Source organism: Streptomyces desertarenae, assembly GCF_042681365.1.
GTDB lineage: Bacteria > Actinomycetota > Actinomycetes > Streptomycetales > Streptomycetaceae > Streptomyces > Streptomyces desertarenae.
On record NZ_JBHUFU010000004.1, the window covers coordinates 314,166 to 333,143 of the forward strand.

The 18,978-nt window shown below is 71.9% G+C and carries 18 protein-coding genes and 1 pseudogene; 11 read left to right on the plus strand and 8 right to left on the minus strand.

Annotated elements, in window-relative coordinates; all coding sequences use genetic code 11:
• Positions 1-14: 14 nt before the first annotated feature.
• Positions 15-851 carry a phosphotransferase gene (locus ACFSJS_RS09475; protein WP_380898860.1) on the minus strand — a complete coding sequence of 279 codons (837 nt, stop codon included), beginning with the start codon at positions 849-851 and terminating at the stop codon, positions 15-17.
• A gap of 209 nt (positions 852-1,060) precedes the next feature.
• Here ACFSJS_RS09475 and ACFSJS_RS09480 point away from each other — a divergent pair, with 209 nt between their 5' ends.
• From ACFSJS_RS09480 to ACFSJS_RS09510, 7 genes are all read left to right on the plus strand, one after another.
• Positions 1,061-1,600 (plus strand): hypothetical protein, encoded by a 540-nt coding sequence (locus ACFSJS_RS09480; protein ID WP_380898861.1) that lies wholly within the window; start codon positions 1,061-1,063, stop codon positions 1,598-1,600.
• A gap of 229 nt (positions 1,601-1,829) precedes the next feature.
• Positions 1,830-2,711, plus strand: coding sequence for an adenine nucleotide alpha hydrolase family protein (locus tag ACFSJS_RS09485; RefSeq protein ID WP_380898942.1), 882 nt, complete (start codon positions 1,830-1,832; stop codon positions 2,709-2,711).
• Positions 2,708-3,979, plus strand: coding sequence for a DNA cytosine methyltransferase (locus tag ACFSJS_RS09490; protein ID WP_380898862.1), 1,272 nt, complete (start codon positions 2,708-2,710; stop codon positions 3,977-3,979). The genes ACFSJS_RS09485 and ACFSJS_RS09490 overlap by 4 nt, the downstream gene beginning before the upstream one ends.
• Positions 3,979-5,097: a DnaB-like helicase N-terminal domain-containing protein gene (locus ACFSJS_RS09495; protein ID WP_380898863.1), complete on the plus strand. Its 1,119-nt coding sequence runs from the start codon at positions 3,979-3,981 to the stop codon at positions 5,095-5,097. Before ACFSJS_RS09490 ends, ACFSJS_RS09495 begins: the two co-directional genes overlap by 1 nt.
• An 894-nt stretch (positions 5,098-5,991) precedes the next feature.
• On the plus strand, positions 5,992-8,460 hold the full coding sequence (locus tag ACFSJS_RS09500) for a molybdopterin oxidoreductase family protein (protein ID WP_380898864.1): 2,469 nt from the start codon (positions 5,992-5,994) through the stop codon (positions 8,458-8,460).
• Positions 8,457-8,939 (plus strand): hypothetical protein, encoded by a 483-nt coding sequence (locus tag ACFSJS_RS09505; RefSeq protein ID WP_380898865.1) that lies wholly within the window; start codon positions 8,457-8,459, stop codon positions 8,937-8,939. The genes ACFSJS_RS09500 and ACFSJS_RS09505 overlap by 4 nt, the downstream gene beginning before the upstream one ends.
• 16 nt (positions 8,940-8,955) lie before the next feature.
• On the plus strand, positions 8,956-9,591 hold the full coding sequence (locus tag ACFSJS_RS09510; RefSeq protein WP_380898866.1) for an acetate uptake transporter family protein: 636 nt from the start codon (positions 8,956-8,958) through the stop codon (positions 9,589-9,591).
• 20 nt (positions 9,592-9,611) lie between these two features.
• On the opposite strand, the gene ACFSJS_RS09515 is transcribed toward ACFSJS_RS09510, so the two are convergent.
• Complete coding sequence (locus ACFSJS_RS09515; RefSeq protein WP_380898867.1) at positions 9,612-10,031, minus strand: CBS domain-containing protein; 420 nt, start codon at positions 10,029-10,031, stop codon at positions 9,612-9,614.
• 276 nt (positions 10,032-10,307) lie between these two features.
• On the opposite strand from ACFSJS_RS09515, the gene ACFSJS_RS09520 reads away from it, so the two are divergent.
• Positions 10,308-10,988, plus strand: coding sequence for a haloacid dehalogenase type II (locus tag ACFSJS_RS09520; protein ID WP_380898868.1), 681 nt, complete (start codon positions 10,308-10,310; stop codon positions 10,986-10,988).
• Positions 10,989-11,341: 353 nt separating this feature from the next.
• Here ACFSJS_RS09520 and ACFSJS_RS09525 read toward each other — a convergent pair whose 3' ends face one another.
• The 3 genes and pseudogenes from ACFSJS_RS09525 to ACFSJS_RS09535 form a co-directional block, all read right to left on the minus strand.
• A complete protein-coding gene (locus ACFSJS_RS09525; RefSeq protein ID WP_380898869.1) occupies positions 11,342-12,901 on the minus strand; it encodes an alpha/beta hydrolase fold domain-containing protein in 1,560 nt (519 codons plus the stop codon).
• Between the two features lie 387 nt (positions 12,902-13,288).
• Positions 13,289-14,257 carry an erythromycin esterase family protein gene (locus tag ACFSJS_RS09530; protein ID WP_380898870.1) on the minus strand — a complete coding sequence of 323 codons (969 nt, stop codon included), beginning with the start codon at positions 14,255-14,257 and terminating at the stop codon, positions 13,289-13,291.
• Positions 14,258-14,295: 38 nt separating this feature from the next.
• A pseudogene (locus ACFSJS_RS09535) lies at positions 14,296-14,658 on the minus strand (erythromycin esterase family protein); the annotation flags it as partial.
• A gap of 294 nt (positions 14,659-14,952) precedes the next feature.
• On the opposite strand from ACFSJS_RS09535, the gene ACFSJS_RS09540 reads away from it, so the two are divergent.
• From ACFSJS_RS09540 to ACFSJS_RS09550, 3 genes are all read left to right on the plus strand, one after another.
• Positions 14,953-15,525, plus strand: a complete 573-nt coding sequence (locus tag ACFSJS_RS09540) for a zinc-binding dehydrogenase (protein ID WP_380898943.1) — start codon at positions 14,953-14,955, stop codon at positions 15,523-15,525.
• 5 nt (positions 15,526-15,530) lie between these two features.
• The gene (locus ACFSJS_RS09545; RefSeq protein WP_380898871.1) at positions 15,531-15,692 is read left to right on the plus strand and encodes a zinc ribbon-containing protein; all 162 of its coding nucleotides are present in this window, start codon (positions 15,531-15,533) and stop codon (positions 15,690-15,692) included.
• Positions 15,693-15,821: 129 nt separating this feature from the next.
• Positions 15,822-16,121, plus strand: a complete 300-nt coding sequence (locus ACFSJS_RS09550; RefSeq protein WP_380898872.1) for a plasmid stabilization protein — start codon at positions 15,822-15,824, stop codon at positions 16,119-16,121.
• 372 nt (positions 16,122-16,493) lie between these two features.
• Here the strand turns inward: ACFSJS_RS09550 and ACFSJS_RS09555 are convergent, their stop codons facing one another.
• From ACFSJS_RS09555 to ACFSJS_RS09565, 3 genes are all read right to left on the minus strand, one after another.
• Complete coding sequence (locus ACFSJS_RS09555) at positions 16,494-16,838, minus strand: DUF3140 domain-containing protein (RefSeq protein WP_380898873.1); 345 nt, start codon at positions 16,836-16,838, stop codon at positions 16,494-16,496.
• The gene (locus ACFSJS_RS09560; protein WP_380898874.1) at positions 16,831-17,064 is read right to left on the minus strand and encodes a hypervirulence associated TUDOR domain-containing protein; all 234 of its coding nucleotides are present in this window, start codon (positions 17,062-17,064) and stop codon (positions 16,831-16,833) included. The genes ACFSJS_RS09555 and ACFSJS_RS09560 overlap by 8 nt, the downstream gene beginning before the upstream one ends.
• Before the next feature lie 407 nt (positions 17,065-17,471).
• Positions 17,472-18,692, minus strand: a complete 1,221-nt coding sequence (locus tag ACFSJS_RS09565) for a PP2C family protein-serine/threonine phosphatase (protein ID WP_380898875.1) — start codon at positions 18,690-18,692, stop codon at positions 17,472-17,474.
• Positions 18,693-18,978: the final 286 nt, after the last annotated feature.

Here is an 18,978-nt window from a genome sequence, read left to right on the forward strand (position 1 = left end):
AGGAAGGACCAGCGCTACGCATCGGCCAGTCTGTGCCGCACGACCCCGGTGGCCCGGACATACCGCGCCGCCTCGTCCGCCCGGGCCTGCCCGGACGGTCCCACGAGCTCGCTGTGGGCGACCAGCCGGAAGATCAGCGCACAGACCAGCATCTGCCGCCAGTCCGGATGGCCGCCCCCGCCGACCAGCAGACCGGGTGGAGGGTCGAACCACAGCAGGCCGTCCGCCACCACGACGGCCTCCGCGAAGAGCGGAGGCCGCCAGTACGGCGAGAAGTCGATCACGGCGGGCTCCTCGCCGGCGGCGAACAGGACGTTGCCGGTCAGGTCGCCGTGGACGAGCTGGGACGCCTGCTCCACCGGGCGTCTCAGCTCCAGCAGAGCCGACAGAGGTCCAGCGAGTCCCGCGGCCACCTCGGTCTCCTCCTCGCCCCACGCGACCCGGTCGGCCACCGCCCAGGGGTGCGTACGCCGGGCCAGGAACCCGGGCCGGGGCAGCTTTCGCAAGGCAGCGTGGAAGGCACGGCCAGCACTGATCACATCGGACCACCGCCCCCGGGGCCCGGGCTCCCCGTCCAGGAACTCGCAGGCGGTCCAGCCCTCCACGACGCTTTGCCCGTCAGCGGCGCGGAGCGGTGCAGGGACGCGGAAGCCGCCGCCTGGCGCGAGCCGCTCGAACACGGAGGCAGCCCACTCCACCTCCTCCTCCGTGCCGTCAGCGGGCTTGAACACGAAGCCGCCGACGCGGACGCTGCGTCCCCGCCCTCCGTCCAGCGGGACAGGAGTGCCCTCCACTCCGAAGGCGTCGAGCACGGAGGGCGGCGGGACGGTGTTGCTCGGCAGTTCGGTCACGCCGGGCATCCTGCCCACGCCGCTCTGCCGCTCGCATTCGGTTTTCGCACCGCGCCGCTCCTCAGGCCCGCTCCCAGACCAACACCACGCCCCGCCGACGGCGCCCCACTTGCCCGAGCCCGCGCCGCAGCCCGGCACCGTGCCACAGCCACTGGCCTTGCCGCCTTCCCCTGAAGGAGTCACCGATCGCCCTCATCGACCATCACGACGTGGTCGTCGGCTCGACCGACGACGGGCACACCTTCGCCGTCATCAACTACCCCCTGCGTGCGGCCCACCGCATCCTGACCCACAGCGGCTTCACCGCCCGCCACCACCAGCGCCGCATGCTGTATCTGCTGCCGCCCGGCACTCCGGCGGAAGACGCGCACGACCGCACCGGTACCGCGCTGAGCGGCCTGCTCGCGCACACCATGGACATCGTCGCCCTCAGCTCGGCCACCCGCTGGACCTCCGACGGCTCGCCCGCCCAAACAGCTGCCCGCTTCGACCTGTCCGACGGGCGTGTCACCGCAACCGCCCATACCCCGGCCGCCCACGGCGTGCTGGAGCAGCACGGCTTCGCCCGCACTCCCGCCGGCTACACCCTCCCCGGCGGTCTGGGCGAGCGGGAGAGCGTCGGCGCCGTCACCCGCGCCGAGACCCACCTGCGGTCCCTCGGCCTCAGCACCGAGATCACGCTCGGCTACCCCACCCCCGACGCCATCCCTCCCGCCCCAGGCCGGACCGATGCGTCCGCACCCCCGTAGCTCCCACAGGCCGCCAAGCGGCGCACCCGCTGACCACCATCCCCGCTCAGGCGCACCGGGCCTTCTTCCAGCCGAAACCTGTTCCTCGCGGCAGCCCCTCATTGCCGTCTGCAGCACCTACCGCGTCCTCCAGCCGCCCAGCACAGCCCTGAACTTCCCACCCCCGCAACACCAGGAACTCGCCATTTCAACGACCCCGCGTTTCCGAGCGCTCTCCCTTGGCGCCGGAATACAGTCCAGCACGCTCCTCGCCCTGTCAGCCGAAGGAACCCTTCCCAAGGTCGATTACGCCATATTCGCCGATACTGGATGGGAGCCGGCCTCCGTTTACCGGCATCTCGACCGTCTCGAACAAGAGGTAGCGAAGCCCGCCGGAATACCGATCCTGCGGGTGTCCTCCGGCAACATCCGCAACGACGCCCTCGACCCGAACCACCGATTCGCCTCCATGCCGCTGCACATCCTCACCCAGGACGGGAAGCCGGGCATGACCCGGCGGCAATGCACCGGGGAATACAAAGTAAAGCCGATCAAGAAGAAGATCCGGGAACTCCTCGGCTACCCGTATCCGGCGCGCGTCCCGAAGGACGTGTTCGTCGAGCAGTGGATTGGTATCTCCACCGACGAATTCCACCGCGCCAAGGACGCCGACGTCAAATATATGCGCAACCGCCACCCGCTCATCGTGGACCTGGGCTGGTCCCGCGGCGACTGCATCCGCTACCTGGCCACGCTCGGCCTGGCTGACACTCCGAAATCGAGCTGCCTGGGATGCCCCTTCCACGGCAACGCGCAGTGGCGGCACATCCGCGACACCAGCCCCGAGGAGTGGCGGGACGTCGTCGCCTTTGACGCCGCGATCCGCAAGGGCAACGCCCGCGCCAACGCCACCGGCAACCAGTTGCTCGGCCAGGCGTTCCTCCACCGCTCCCGCGTGCCGCTGGACGAGGCGCCGATCGACCATGTCACCGCCGCCGAACGCGCCGCCGACCCGGGCGGGCCGGCGGACGCGGACGAGCTGGAGCACGGCATGGCCGACGGGTGCTCGCCCTGGGCCTGCCGCGCAGAGGCGGACACGCCGACGCGGGACGGCTTCGGGCTGGCCTGTTGATCGTCGACCTCTTCGCGGGGCCGGGCGGCTGGAGCCACGCCCTGACCGTGCTCGGCGCACACGACATCGGCCTGGAGTGGGACGCGTGGGCCTGCAAGACTCGCGCTGCCGCTGGGCAGGTGACCATCCGCACCGACGTGGCGCTGTATCCGACGTGGCCGTGGGTGGGCCGGACGCGGGGACTGATCGCGAGCCCGCCGTGCCAGGCATGGTCGATGGCCGGCAAGCGCCTCGGCCTGGTGGACCAGCCGCTGGCCCACCAGGCGGTCGCCGACCTCGCCGCCGGCCGCGACACGCGTGCCCAGCTGCTCGCCGCCTGTCGGGACGAACGCTCGCTGCTGGCGGCCGAGCCGATGCGCTACCTGCACGCCCTGAACTGCACTGGGGAGCCGGAGTGGGTCGCCATGGAGGAGGTGCCGGACGTGCTGCCGCTGTGGAAGCAGTATGCGGCCGTCCTGCGGCGGTGGGGGTTCTCCGTGTGGACCGGCATCCTCAACGCCGCCGACTACGGCGTACCCCAGACCAGGCGACGAGCGATCCTGCTCGCCTCCCGCATCCGTACCGCCCAGCCGCCCGCGCCGACCCACGCCCAGGTCGCCGAGCCCGAGTCGCTGTTCGGGCCGGGCCGCGCCCGCTGGGTGTCCATGGCCCAGGCCCTCGGCTGGGGCGCCACCGACCGCCCCATCCCCACCGTCTGCGCCGGTGGCGGCCCCGGCGGCGGGCCCGAACCGTTCCCCTCCGGCTCTCGCAAGACGCTGTCCGACGCCCGCGACCGCGGCACCTGGACACCCCGCCCCGGCGAGACCATCCTCGCCTCCCGCCGGGATAAAGCCGGGTGTGCTCCCCGGCACTGCCCCCGCGACAACCGCGCGGCCGACGGCCCGGCGCCGACCTTCACCGCTAAGGTGCACCGTTGGTCATGGTCCCTGCGCAGCAACAACCAGGCCAACGCCACCGTCCGACCGCTGTCCGAGCCGGCCGGAACGCTGTTCTTCGGGCACCGCGCCAATGAGTGCACCTGGGTCGCCGAACCTTCCGCCGACCAGGAGGAGGACCCGGGGGCGGCGCCCGTCCCGGAACCGATCCGGATCACCGCCCGCGAGGCCGGCATCCTCCAGACCTTCCCGGCCGATTACCCCTGGGCCGGCACCAAGGGCCAGCAGTTCTCGCAGATCGGCAACGCCGTACCCCCCTTGCTCGCGGCCCATCTCCTCGCCCCGCACCTGAACGTGCCCCTCAACCCCGACGACTTCGCCCTGGCCGCTTAATGCCGCACATACCCGAACCAGACGAGGACGGCCTCGACGCGATCCCGCCACCGCACGTGGTGTTCTATGTCGAGCAGGCCCTCCTCGGCGCCCTCCTCCTCGAACCGCAGCGCCTGCGCGACGTGGCGGGTATCGGCCCCGAGGCGTTCTCCACCGCCGCACACGCCGCCCTGTTCGCCGCGATCCGCTCCCTGCCGGCCCCCGACCCGGCCGAGCACGCCAAGAACACGAAGTGGCTCGACGCCGTGCTCGACGCCGCCCGCGAGCATGCCCGCGGGCTGACCGCCTCCTACCTCCATAGCCTGATCCAGGTCTGCCCCTGGCCCCGGCACGCGCCCGCGTACGCGCGGATGGTCGAGGCCGACCATGCCCGCCGGAGGCTGCGCGTCGGCGCCCAACACCTCGCGCAGACCGCGGGGGACGCCTCGCTCCCGCGCCCGGTGCCCACCACCCTCGCCGAAGCCGACGCCCTCGCTGGCGTCGTGGACGACATCGCCGCGCGATTCCCGCCGCACCCCGGCTCCCTGCCCCGCACTCCCGCACCCCCATCGACCGCCGCCGACTACGCCGAGGAGGTGGTCGGCGAGGAGCGGCTGCTGCTCGCCACCGCGACAGCGCACCCCGCAGACTCCGAACAGATGCGGTGGCTGACCCCGGACGACTTCACCCATCCCCTGCACGCCGGTCTGTGGCAGTGCCTGACCGCTCTGACCCGGCGCCGTGCCCCCGTCGACCCGGTCACGGTGCTGTGGGAAGCCCAGCAGTGCGGCCTGCTCACCGCCGGCGTCAATCCCACGGAGCTGCTCGACCTCCTCGGAACACCGGTCGGCTCCCCGCAGCACTGGGCCGAGCAGATCCTCCAGCGCTCCGTCCTTGCGACCGCACACCAAGTGGGCCGCCGCATCGAGGCGTTCACCGACGACCCGGCCACCACGCCGTACCAGCTCGTCGTCGGCAGCCGCCGCGCGCTGGCCGACCTGTCCGCCGTGCGCACCCGCTGGCACCACGCCACCTCAGTCGCGCCGACGACCAAGTCCACACGCACCAGGGCCACGTCCCCACCCCGGGCCGGCCCGCCGCAGACAACGGCACCGCCTGCCGCGCGTATCTCCCGCTGACCCCGAACCCGCCGGTGGCCGGACCCGGACGGCCCGGCCACCGGCAGAAACGAGCCCCTTCGTGTCGACACCCGCTACTGACGTGCAGGTCCGCCTCGACACCCATCCCGTACACCCAGCGCCGTAACCGCCACCCTCACCGGCCCCCGACACGACCTGGCTCGCGGACTGCTGACCGCCCGTGGCTTCGAGCCCATCGACCAGCACACCCTGGTCCTGGCCCGCATCGACCACGAGGAGCCCTACTGGGCAGAGAAGGCCGCCCAAGCCCTGACCGCGGAAGGAATCACCACCGAGATCACCTCCCGGCTCCAGGAGACGATCGACGAGGAGTGGACCTGGGCCAACTACCCGATGCCCTGGTGCACCCGCGAGGAGATCCGGGAGGTCTCCAATGAAGCCCAGAAGATCCACGACGACATCCGTCACGGGCGCCTCATCGTCCACGCCCACGACAGCGGCACCGTGGTCGCTGTCGGCACCTCGAGCCGTTCCGGATCTGGTGGAGGCTCTGAACCGGCCCCGGTTCTGTGGAGTCCGCTCCAAAGAAGCCGGGGTACATCGTCCTGCCCGGGCTCCTGCGGTGGCCGCTTGGCCCAGTGGGACGGATACATACCAGCCCTTTCCGGACCACGTTGGCCCAAGTGGGTGGTCGAGGATGCCCAACTCGCGGTGAGATCTGTCGTCAACCGGCTGTGCCATGCAGGCATGGGCCGCAGGAGCCCCTGGTCAACGCCGGTACAGGCCCGCCATCGGGAGCGCCACCTGCTGTCCGGTGGGATAACGGCATACCGCCGAGATCGCAAAGCGGCGACTCAGATGGCGGGTGTCGTTCGTCACCTCCCGGGGCACCCATGCACAGTCATGGCGCGCCAAGTGGGCTGGAGGAGCGGTATGGGGCGGACGGATCGGATCGCGGAGCCGTGGGGGACGCGTACCCCTTATGGGCGGGGTGAACAGTGGCCGGTGCGGGTGGACACGTATCTGGCGGACGGCCTCGCACCGGAGCAGGTCGACCGGTGGGTGCAGTCGGCCGCGGTCCTGCACTCCAACGGGGACGGGTTGGACATCGCGGTCAAGGACGGCCGGATCGTCGGGGTACGCGGCCGGGCCGGGGACCGGGTCAACCACGGGCGCGTGGACCCCAAGGACCTGTTCGGCTGGCAGGCCAACGCCTCCCCCGACCGGTTGACCCGGCCCCTGGTCCGCGAGGGCGGGAAGCTGGTGGAGACCGACTGGGACACCGCGATGGACCGGGTGGTCGCCCGCACCCGGGAGCTGATGGAGGAACAGGGGCCATCGTCGATCGGCTTCTACACCACCGGCCAGCTCTTCCTGGAGGAGTACTACACCCTCACTCTCGTCGCCCGGGGAGGCCTGGGCACTAACCACCTGGACGGCAACACCCGGCTGTGCACGGCCACCGCGGCGGAGGCGCTGAAGGAGTCCTTCGCCTGCGACGGCCAGCCCGGCTCGTACACGGACATCGACCACGCCGACACCATCGCGCTGTTCGGCCACAACATGGCCGAGACCCAGGTGGTGCTGTGGAGCCGGGTGCTGGACCGGCTGGCCGGGCCCAACCCGCCGGCGGTGGTCTGCGTCGACCCCCGCCCCACCCCGGTGGCACGGGCCGCCACCGTTCACCTGGCGCCGCGTCCGGGCACCAACGTGGCGCTGATGAACGGCCTGCTGCACGAAATCATCGGCAACGGCTGGGTCGACCAGGACTACATCGACCGGCACGTGGTGGGCTTCGAGGAGCTGCGCAAGCGGGTCGGCGACTATCCCCCGGAGCGTGTCGCCACGATCTGCGGCGTGCCCGCCGAGCAGATCAGGGAGGCCGCCCGGATCCTGGGCACCGCCGAGCGGCTGCTGTCCACCGTCCTGCAGGGCTTCTACCAGTCCCACCAGGCCACCGCCGCCGCCGTGCAGGTCAACAACATCCATCTGGTGCGCGGCATGCTGGGGCGGCCCGGGTGCGGCCTGCTCCAGATGAACGGGCAGCCCACCGCGCAGAACACCCGTGAGTGCGGCGCCAACGGCGACATGCCGGGGTTCCGCAACTGGGAGAACGACGCGCACATGGCGGACCTGGCGCGGGTGTGGAACCTCGACCCGCTGCACATCCCGCACTACACCCCGCCCACCCACGCCATGCAGATGTTCCGGTACGCCGAGGAGGGCTCGATCCGCATGCTGTGGGTCAGCGGCACCAACCCGGCCGTGTCCCTGCCGGAGCTGAGCCGCATCCGCTCGGTGCTCGCCCAGGACCGGCTCTTCCTCGTCGTCCAGGACGCGTTCCTCACCGAGACCGCCCAGCTGGCCGACGTGGTGCTGCCCGCCGCGATCTGGGGCGAGAAGACCGGTACCTTCACCAATGTCGACCGCACCGTCCACCTGTCGGAGAAGGCGATCGAGCCACCCGGTGAGGCCCGGTCGGACCTGGAGATCTTCTGCGACTACGCCCGACGGCTGGACCTGCGCGACAAGGACGGCGGGCCGCTGGTCCCCTGGAGCGATCCCGAGGCGGCGTTCGAGGGGTGGAAGGAGTGCAGCCGGGGCCGCCCCTGCGACTACACCGGCATCACCTACGACAAGCTGCGCGGCGGCAGCGGCGTCCAGTGGCCGTGCAACGACGAGCACCCCGACGGCACCGAACGCCTCTACGCCGACGGGAAGTTCTGGAGCGCGCCGGACTACTGCGAGAGTTACGGGCGCGACCAGGTCACCGGTGCGCCTGTGGAGGAGACCGAGTACCGCGCGCTGAACCCGGAGGGCAAGGCGGTACTCAAAGCCGCCGAGTACCTGCCGCCGCACGAGATGCCCAGCCGGGAGTACCCCTTCCTGCTGACCACCGGCCGCACCCTGTACCAGTTCCACACCCGCACCAAGACCGCCCGGGCCCCGCAACTGCGGGACGCGGCCCCCGAGGTGTGGGTGGAGATCTCCGAACGCGACGCCGCCGATCACGGGGTCGGCGAGGGCGACCTGGTCGAGATCACCACCGCGCGCGGCTCGGTCCGCGCCAGGGCCCGGATCAGCGGGATCCGTGACGAGGTGCTGTTCCTGCCCTTCCACTACGGCTACTGGGACACCGGCGCCGGACACGAGCCCGATGGCACGGGGCGCGCCGCGAACGAGCTGACCATCACCGACTGGGACCCGGTGTCCAAACAGCCCATCTTCAAGACCGCCGCCGCCCACCTGCGCCGCGTCGAGGCCGCCACCGCTCCCGCACCGGCCCCCACCACCACCGCGTCGGCCCCGGTCGCCGCCGGCGCCGTTCCCCCGACCCGCGGCGGCAGCGCCGCAGAGGTGCAGGAGGAGATGTCCGCCACGTTCCCGGGAGGCGCCCGATGAAGCTCGGCATGATCCTGCACGAGGTGCACCGCGGCGAGAACGCCCTCGCCCTGATGCTGCTGCGCCTGTCCGAGACACACAAAACCGACCACGAGGTCCACCACGTGGCCCGCGACCTGGCGACTTGGTCGCAGCGGCATGTGCGCGAACTCGCCGGCCCGGCCGCCGACCACGGCGTCCGCCTCGACGACGAACCGAAGGAGGAATGGGCGGCCGCCGAGTGGCTGCGTGAGAAGGGCAGCGAACTCGTCGGCCGCCGCAGCACACCGAGCCTGCTGCTCCTGCGCGACCTGAAGCGCACGTATCTGAAGGCATCGGATGTCTCCGTGGACTGGGAGCTGCTGGCCCAGACCGCGCAGGCGGCCAAGGACGGCGAGCTGCTCGCGCTGACCAAGCGGTGCCACCCGCAGACGCTGCGCCAGCAACGCTGGGCGAACGCGATGATCAAGGTCGTTTCCCCCCAGGTTTTGACGAGCTGACGGATTGGAGCCCACCGTGAACCACCGGCCCCACCAGGAAAGCGGCGCGGACGTCCGTGTCGTCCTACGCCCCGGGACCGACCCGCTGCCGCTGGGCTTCCTCGCCCTTGCCTTCGCCACGACGCTCTTCAGCGCGCTCCAGCTGGGCTGGATCGGGGCGGCCGAGGGACGCCTCGTCGCACTGGCGGTGCTGGTGCTGACCGTGCCGCTGCAGCTGCTGGCCTCGGTGCTCGGCTACCTGTGCCGGGACCCCGGCGCACTGACGGGGATGGCCGTGCTGTCCGGCACCTGGGCCGCCGCCGGGGCCACCACCGCCCTGCTGCCTCCCGGTGGGTACAGCGACGCGCTGGGAGTGGCCCTGCTCGCCTCCGCGGCAATCCTGCTGGTGGCGGCCTCGGCCGACCTCGCCAAGCCGGTGGCGTGCGCCGTCGTGACCCTGGCGGCGATCCGCTTCGCCGTCACCGGGATCGCCGAGCTCACGGCCTCGTCCGCCTGGGAGACGGCCGCCGGGATCACGGGCCTCCTGCTGGCCCTGCTGGCTCTCTACGCCGGGCTCGCCTTCCTGCTGGAGGCGGCCCGCGGCCACGCGGTGCTGCCGCTGCTGCGGCAGCACCCGGTCGAGGAGGAGCCGGGGGTACGCCCGAGGCTGTAGGCCCCAGGCCCGGCCCGGGATCAGCGGTTGGGTTCGGTGGCGCTGATGTCGCCCAGCGCGGAGCCGCGGTCCTCTTCGACGGCGAGGTCGCCGAGGCTGACCACTCCCACCAGGGCGTCTCCGTCCAGCACCGGCAGCCGGCGCAGCGCGTGCTCGCGCATCAGCCGGACGGCCTCGGGGACCTCGTCGTGGGGGGAGCAGGTGACCAGGTCGGTGCTGCCCACGTCCTGCGCCGTGGTGGTCTCGACGTCACGGGCGTCGGCCATGGCCCGCACGACCAGGTCGCGGTCGGTGACCAGGCCGCGCAGGTGGTCGCCCTCGGCGATCAGCACCTCGCCGATGTCCTCCTCCCGCATCAGGCGGGCGACCTCGACGATCGGGGTCTGCGGTGCGACGGTGGTGGGGTCGGCCGTCATGATCTCGTTGATCTGCTGGGCCATCGTCTTCCTCCGGAGCGGTTCGCGGAACGGCCCGGCGGCATGCGCCGCCGGCGGGCCAGGAGTACCCGACGAAGACCCCGTCATGTCCGGACGGCCCCCTTCCCGGGCCGTTCGGGTGACCGCGTCCGAGTGCCGCCCGGCGAAGGGCGTTCGGCCGTGCCCGCATACCGCGCCACGCGGAATCACACGGAAGCCAGGGGAGACACCGCACCACTGTGACACTTGTGATCCGCACCCGCGACGACCGGCCATGGCCAGACGAGCAGGCAGGAGTCCATGCGTTCCCTACCGCGTCTCATCGTCTTCGACGTGAACGAGACCCTCAGCGACATGGCACCGTTGCGCGACCGGTTCGAAGAGGTCGGCGCGCCCGGACACCTGGCACCGCTGTGGTTCGCCGGAGTCCTGCGGGACGGCTTCGCGCTCACCGCGGCCGGCGGCTTCGCCGAGTTCGGCGACCTGGCCGCCGACGGGCTGCGTGCCCTGCTGGGCGGCCTGCCCGAGCGGTCGGGAGGTGTCGATGACGCCGTCCGGCACGTCCTGGCCGGGCTCGGCGCGCTCCCGGTGCATCCCGACGTGCCCGAGGGGGTGCGCGCCCTGCGGGAGGCCGGATTCCGCCTGGCCGCGATGACCAACGGCGCAGCCTCCACGACCGAACGCCTGCTGGACGGCGCGGGGCTGCTCGGGTACTTCGAGGCGCTTCTGGACGTCCGCGGCCCCCGGGCCTGGAAACCGGCCCCCGCCGCCTACCGGTACGCGATCGACCGGCTGGGAGTGGCCGCGGACGAGACGCTGCTGGCCGCGGCGCACCCCTGGGACGTCGACGGAGCACGCCGCGCCGGTCTCGCCGCCGCCTGGCTGCGTCGCGGCGCCGCGGTCTACCCGGCTGCCATGACCGCCCCCACCCTGGCCGCCGACGACCTCGCCTCCCTGGCCCGTACGCTCACCGGGGACTGACGCGCCCGCCGCGTTCGCCTCCCGGCCGCGCGGCCACGCTCGTCCACGAACCGGCGGAAGGAACCGGTCCACAGGCCGTCTCCGAGCACGGGGGCTCGGGCGCCGGTCACCTGTGGCACCAGCGGGCGAGTTCGCCGCCCGACGCCCGCGTTCAACGACAGGGCGCCGATCGTGAGCCCTGCGTGTCCGAGCACGGTGGGGCCGTCTGCCGCCATCGCCGTCGGTTGCCCGAGCCGCGCCATGACCTCGTCCCTTTCCCCGGTGCGGGCATTGCGGCCGGCGCCCGCCGCCGACCGGCTACCGTGAAGGGGGAGCGGACGGGGGCCTGTGCCGCCGTTGCCCGGCCGTGTCCGTCACCTGCTGTCGGCGAACGCGCGGCCGAAGTGGTCGGCGGCCTCCCGCTGGGCCTGTTCGGCCTTGTCCAGGACGGCCGAGGCGCCGAAGAACTCGTGCATGACCCCGTCGTAGCGGGTGAGGGTCGTGGGCACCCCGGCGTCCTGCAGGCGGCGTGCGTACTCCTCGCCCTGGCTGCGCAGGACGTCGCGCTCGGCGGTGATCACCAGGGTCGGGGGCATGGCCGCCAGCCGGTCGGCCGGCAGCCCGAGCAGATCGACTCTCGGGTCCTTGGCGGCGTCGGGCCTGCCGTCGAAGGCGTGCGCCGCCATCCAGCTCAGCAGCGCGCGGTTGAGGGGCCGGCCGTCCGCGGCGTCCTCCATCGATTCCCCGTACTGATCGGCGGTCGTCAGGGGGTAGACGCAGACCTGCGCGCTGGGGGCCGGCTCCCCGGCGGCGGCGAGCTGCAGGATCGTCGCGGGTGCCATGTTCCCGCCGACGGACTCCCCGCCGATGCCGATGCGGGCCGGGTCGCCGCCGAGCCGTACGGCGTTGGCGACGGTCCAGCGGTAGGCGGCCAGGACGTCGTCGTGGGAGGCGGGGAAGACCGCCTCCGGCGCGCGCCGGTAGCCGGGCGACACCACGATCGCGCCGGTCTTGTTCGCCAGCCCGCGGCAGGAGGCGTCGTAGGTGTCGATGTCGAACAGCACCCAGCCGCCGCCGTGGATCCACATGATGACGGGCAGCGGGCCGGAGGCGGGGGCGGCGGGGGTGTAGACGCGCAGGGTCTGCTCGCCGCCGGCCGCGTCGGGGATCGTCAGGTCCTCCACCGACCCCACCGGCTCGGGGCCGTCGATCCCCCGCTCCTCCATCACCTTCTTGACGGCGGCGTCGGGGCCGGGCTGCTTGCGGGCCTGGTCCGGGGCGAGGGTCTCGAAGGGGAGGGGCTCCAGGGCCGAGTGGGCGTCGACGATGGCCTGTGCCTGGGGGTCGAGCAGCCCGGACGCGTCGGTGGCCAGCCGCTTCTTCTTGCCCGTCGCGGAGGCCCTGCCCTCGTCGACGGGCTTGGCGAGCTTGCCGGCGGCCTTCTCGGCGGCGCCGCCGCCGTCGGGCGCGTGCGGGTGCGGGGCGGGCGGCGCCTGCCGCTTGGCGGCGATGAACTGCCGGCCCAGGTCGGCCATCCGCTCCGGGCCCACCTTGGCGCGGAAGGCCGGGAGTTCCTCGCCCTCCTCGTCGGCGACGTGGTGGCGTACCAGGGCGATGAGTTCGGTCAGCGCCCGCTCGAACTCGGCCTCGCCCGGTTCCGTGTCCTCGAGGGTGACCAGCAGTTCCTTCATGCCGTGGTGCTCGTCGCGGGCGTCGTGGTTGGCGTCCTCCATGCCCAGCTCGGGCCAGAGCGGGTAGAGCACGACCTCCTCGGCCAAGGCGTGCAGCGACAGCTCGAAGCCGATCTGGTCGACGAGGGTCCGGCGGTCGCCGCGGCCGGCCTCCAGGTGCTGGAACTGCCTCTCCACGATCGCGTGGTCGTCGGCGATCAGATGATCGATGTCGCCGGGCTGGGTGGGGTAGGACAGGGCCACGTCGTCAACTCCTGAAGGGGGCGGGCGTCCGGTCGCCGGAGTGCGGCACCGGTAGGAGTACCCGTGGAGCGAAACGTATGAGCTCTGTCGGTGTTTCTTCCCAATTTAGGCGCAGGGGGTGCACCCGAACGCTCGATGACGTGTCGCCGGGCGAGTACGACTCGGGGCCCGTGCGGTTCGCGCGGTACAGCCTGACGGAGTTGCCCGAAGCACCGCCGCGTGTTCAGGTCTGCCGTTCAGGCCGTGTACGGCCACCCTGGGGCGCGGGTCCGGGGCGGAGACTTTCGCACCTGCTGTTCTCAGGGTGATGCGCCCCGGAGGTCGGCCGACCTCCGGAGCGCCGTGGCCTCGTGCTCACCGTCGACCGGTCGCCCGCAGCCGTGGGGTTCACTGGCCGGTGGGGTAGGTCTCCTCCTCGCCCGTGCCGTGCTCGTAGCGGTGGAGGGGGGCCAGCGCCCGGGTGCGGTCCAGGTAGAGGAAGATGTCGTAGCGGTCGGTGAGCACGGTGGGCACGTAGTTGCCCCAGCGTTCGGCCTGCGGCCGGTAGACGACCCCGATGGCGCGGTGATCGAATTCCTCGCGGCGCCAGGCCGGGGCCGCCTCGCCGCCGTCCTCCCAGAGGAACAGGGCCGAGCCGCCGGGCAGCGCCCGGTGCAGCAGGTCCTCCACGCTGCCGTCCCGGGCGGGCGGCACCTCCATCGTCTCCGGTGGCAGGCCCCACTGCTGTGCGGCGACCACCGTTCCCTCGTGGGAGCCGAAGCCGACCAGCACCACGCCCTCGGTCGCGTGCCGTTCGCGCAGCAACTGCCCGACGTTGACCATGCCCGCGTCGGCCATGTCGGTGGCCCGGGCGTCCCCGACGTGGGTGTTGTGCTCCCAGACCACCGCCTTGGTCCCCGGGCCGTGGTGGGCCGTGAGCCGGTCGAGGGTGTCGGCCATGTGGTGGTCGCGGATGTTCCACGACTCCGGGCCGCCGCGCACCATCGCCCGGTAGTAGCGCTCCGCCCCCGCCAGGACCTCGGCGTTCTGCCGGACGGTGAACTCCGCCGCCGGGCCGCCGTCGGCGCCGGCGGCCCGCCTCCGGCCGGCCCGCTCCCGCAGTCCGGCCAGCAGGGAGACCACCTCCGCCTGGCACCCGGCGGGCACCACCTGGGTGGCCAGCGCGTACGACTGCGGATCCCGGGCGTACGGCTCGAAGCAGCGGCAGGCGGCGAGGGCCTGTTCCACCTGGTCGGGGTCGTGCTCGCGCACGTGGTCCAATACGGCGTGCAGCGACTCCCACAGGCTGTAGACGTCGAGTCCGAAGAAGCCGACGCGCTCCCCGGCGGCAGCGCCGTGTTGTGCTCGCGCAGCCACCGGGCGAACTCCAGCACCTCGGTATTGGCCCACATCCACCGCGGCCAGCGTCCGAAGCCGTCCAGCACCTCCCCGGGGTCCTCCGGGCTGCCGGGGGCGCCGGTGACGCAGTGGTGCAGGGCCTGGCAGTCGGGCCAGTCACCCTCCACGGCCACCAGCGAGAAGCCCTTCTCCACGATCAGCCGGCGGGTCAGCTCCGCCCGCCACCGGTAGAACTCCGCGGTGCCGTGGGAAGCCTCGCCGACGGCCACGTAGCGGGCGTCACCGATCCGCTCCAGCAAGGGGTCGAGGGACTCCGGCCCGGTTAGCGGCAGGGCTTCCTCCCGTATCTCCCGCACCTCCCGCGCCTGCCGGCCCTCTCGTGCCGCGGTGCCGTCGGCGGAACCCCCGGTGACTGCCATCGCCGTGCTCTCCCTGGTCGCGCGGGTGCCTGCGGGCGGGCCCCGGCCCGCCCGGCTGCCGGTGCCCGGTCCGCGGTACCCCGGGGGTGGGTGGTGTAACCACCTGCCCCACGGGCCGCGGGGAGGGCGGCCGCCCGGCCGTTTCCAGCGTCGGGGACCCGGGCACCCGCGATCTCCCCAGGTCCTCGCCGGGAGGCGCCCGACGACGCGCAGGCGATCCTGCTGTCCGACATCTACCCCACGGCGTGGTTCGGCGCGCGGCTGGCCGAGATCGGCTCCGGCGACACGGTCGCGATCCTCGGTGCCGGCCCCGTCGGCCAGTCCGCGATCACCTGCGCCCGGCTCCAGGGCGCCGGGCGCATCATCGTGGTGGACGGCGTCCCCGACCGTCTCGACCTGGCCCGCGACCAGCACGCCGAGACGGTCGACTTCAACGCCGAGGAACCCGTCGAGGCGGTCCTGGACCTGACCGGCGGCATCGGCGTGGACCGGGTGGTCGACGCGGTCGGCGTCGACGCGCAGCGCCCCGCCCGCGGCCCGGCCGCCGAGGCTCTGGCCGGACAGGCGCGGGAGTTCGACCGCGAGCGCGACGAGATCGCCCCCGAGCAGCGGCCCGACGGCGACACCTGGGTCCCCGGCGACGCGCCGTCGCTGGCGGCCCGCTGGGCGGTGCGGATGGCGGCCAAGGCCGGTACCGTCGGCACCATCGGGGTCTATCCGCCGCAGGTGGAGCACTATCCGTTCGGCGAGGCGTTCATGAAGAACCTCACCCTGCGGATGGGCAACTGCAACCACCGGAGCGGCCACCACGGCAGGAACCAACGAATGACCCGGAGCCCGGCAGGGCGCCGCGCGACAAGGAGGTGAGCGCGATGGCAGCACACGCGGGAGAGAAGGCGCAGAAGACCGGCGACTTCTACTGCGCCGAGTGTTCGGAGAAGGTCCACGTCGAGCAAGGTGATGAAATTCCCCGCTGCCCCAACGGGCACACCGAGTTCGAGACCCGGCGCAACGAACCGGGCAACACGTCCTGAGGCGTCGGCCTTCGCAGCGGCGAGGCGCCCTGTGGCCGCGCCTTCCGGCACCGCGCGGTGAAAAGGATGGTCAGCCGATTCCCGGGCACTGGGACAGAAGACTCATAAGCGCAGCAGAAGGGAAAAGTCGTGCCCGAGAAGTCTGGTTCCAAACGCGAGCGGCAGTACGAGCACATCAAGGACAGCGCCAAGAGCCGCGGCGCGTCCTCTGGACGGGCCAAGGAGCTGGCGGCCAGGACGGTCAACAAGCAGCGGGCGCAGGCGGGGGAGAGCAAGTCCGGTGGCCGGTCCTCCGGAAGCGGAGGCGGGAAGTCCTCCGGATCCGGCGGTCCCACCCGTGACGAGCTCTACGCCGAGGCCAAGAAGCGCGGCATTGAGGGACGCTCGTCGATGAACAAGGAACAACTCGCCAAGGCACTCGGCCGCTGAGGCGACCACACAGCGCCTCGTCTGTGAGCTCGCGGGAGAAGGCCGATAGCACCAGGGGCCGAGCCGGTGAAGGGCCTGGTGGCGAGCGGGCACGAGAGGGACCGGGACTTGTGGCCGACCTGTAGCCGGCGGCAAGTGCGGCCTCGCAGACGAGGAGCTGTCGCCCGCCGCACCAGGGCAGTCCTGTCCTTCCGGGCTCCTCGATGGGTTCCGACTCTTGGCTTGGCCTCCCCGGCCGAGGGGCGTTTGTCGGCCAAGCCACGGGATGCTAAGCGGCGGCAGACCGGCCCCCATATCTGTTTGCCGCCGCCGCAGCCCTTTGTACCCGGGCGGAACGCTGCTCCCACTCTCCGGCGTGTGGGAAGACTGACGTCAGCCGTCCTTGAGAGGGCCGTGTCCCCAGTTCATCAGGGAGTGCCGCCAGGTGGTGTCGGTGACGTCGCCAGAGGGGCGCTGGGCCAGGTGCCGCTTGATGTAGCCGGTCACCTTGCGCATGTGCGCGAGGTCGTCGTCGCTCAGGTCGGACTTCGGTGTCCGCAACAGCTCGACGATGCGGCGGCCGGAGGCGTGGCCGGTGCTCTCTCCGCCGCCCGGGTGCTGCCCGGCGGCCTTGGACTCCTCCCGTTCCAGCCAGTCCTGGAGCTGCTTGGGGGTGAGGTTGACCAGTTTCTTGAACTCGTCGGTGGTCTCGCCGCGGTCGCCGTCGTGCTCAGTCACCCTCGGAGTCCTTCTCGTGGAGGGCCTCGGGGCGGTGAACCGCCTCGCCGCCGGACTTCTCGCTGCGCACCCGGTACTGCGGATCGTCGGAGGAGGCGTTCACCGTGCGGCCCCCCGCCTCGGTACGGGAGGTGATCTCCTCCTCGACCCGGCCGACGGCCTCGCCGCCGTGGCTCTTCCAGGCGACCCTGTCGCCCTTGTGCGGCTTCCCGCTCTTCTTCGCCATCGTTCCTCCTGCAGAGAAGGCAGCAGAACCAGAAAGCACCCTCATTGTAACTTCTGGCACGTTTTGATTCTTTTGATCACCCTGCCAGGTGATCTATCCCGCTCCGCCCGGACGAATACGGGAGGCCGTGCCGACGGTGGCGCGTGGCCGGCATCCGGTGAGCGGCAAGGCCGAGATCCCGCCTCCCTTCCCTGTACGGGCAGGGACTTTCCGGGTGCCAGTCATCCGCACATCGGTTCCGTGGATCCGTTTTCCTGCGCCTACCCGAGGCAGCAGGAGGTGGTCGGTGCTCAGGGGAGGCACTTGCACCATCAGCGCCTCGGGGGATTCGCACGAGGCGTCCCGGCTGCGGTGCACCGCGTCTTCTTCCGGTTGGGCGTCGGTGTCCCACGTCCTTCGCCGGAAGGTCAGGGAGTCAAATCATCCTGGTGGCCACCGCGCCACTCGGCCATCAGGACGGTGGCGTCGTCGTCGAGTTTTCCAGCGTGGTGGTCCAAGACGGCGTGGACCAGGCGGCGCAGGGTCTCGTGCAGGGTGAACTGTCCGGAATGATGACGCAGGACGAAGTCGGTGAAACGCTTCAAACCGAACTGGTCGCCGCCGGCGTCGCGGGCCTCAGTGATGCCGTCGGTGTACAGCACCAGACGGTCGCCCGGCTGGAGCTGCTCGTGGCACACGGCGACCGGCAGGCCCAGGCCCGTGCCCATCGGGCCGGCCGGCGGGCAGCGCAACTGGAGCCACCATCTGCCGGTGCGGACGAGCACCGGCAGATGGTGGCCTCGGTTGACCCAGCTCAGGTAACCGGTCTCCAGGTCCAGCTCGGCGATGATCCCAGTGGCGTAGCGATTGGTGCCGAACTGCTCGATTAGGGCCTCCTCCACCTTCCGGCTGGTCTCGGCCAGGTCCGCGCCCTGGCGGCGGGCGTTGCGGCAGGCGGCCACCGCGACGTTGGCGGTGAGCCCGGCGGTGGCGTCGTGGCCCATGGCGTCGAAGACCCCCAAGTGGAGGGTGGTTTCGGCCACGGCGTAGTCGAAAGCGTCGCCGCCGATCTCGTAGGCCGGCTCCGAGACCGCGCCGATGGTGATGTTGTGCCCGGCGAAGGCGGGGGGCGGGGTGAGGTTCCACTGCATCTCGGCGGCCACGTTCATCGGCGCGGTGCGCACCAGGCGGGCATAGGAGTCGCTAAAGGACCGCTTGCTCAGCAGCAGCAGCGCCACCACCGATGCCAGGGCCCGCAGCACCTCGCGGGTCTCCTCGCCGTCGTCGGCGGTGTCCGTGCGCAACACTCCCAAACGTTCCACGCCATCGGTGATCGGCGCCCACCACCGACGCAGGCCCCGCTCATCTACCTTGCCCGGTTCGGGAACGAGGTCCACCCGCTGGTAGGCCAGGCCCGGCAGGGTGCCGTCGACGCGTAGCTCCTGTCCTCCCTCGCCCGCATCCGGTCCGCGTCCGGTGATCTCCCGCAGCAGGGTCTCCTGCAGGTCCACCGCAAAGAGGACAGTCTGATGCAGACATGCGGCGGAGGCGTGCTCGATCACCAGGCCCGGCAGCTGTTCAAACGTCGCGGTATGACTGACCTGCACCAGATCGATGAGTACCCGTGATGCTCGTGCGGCATCAGCCACGGTGGAATCTCCTTCCGGGGTGCGTCGCTCTCCGGCGGTCGCGCCGCGCGGTCCCCTACCGACCGGTCTTGCGGTGGCGGGTTCCTGTGCGCCTACCCATCGCATCCGCTGCTCACCCGACTGAGGATTTGGACACAGCGGCATGGTCGGCGGCGCGGCACCGGGCGGAGTGGCCTGTGAACCGGCCGGGTGCGGCGCCGTGCCAGGGACCGCGCTCGGCCTGCCCCCTACCACTCGGTGAAACCGGCCACCCCGGGGAACACCATGGGCAAGGTGCTGACCGAGC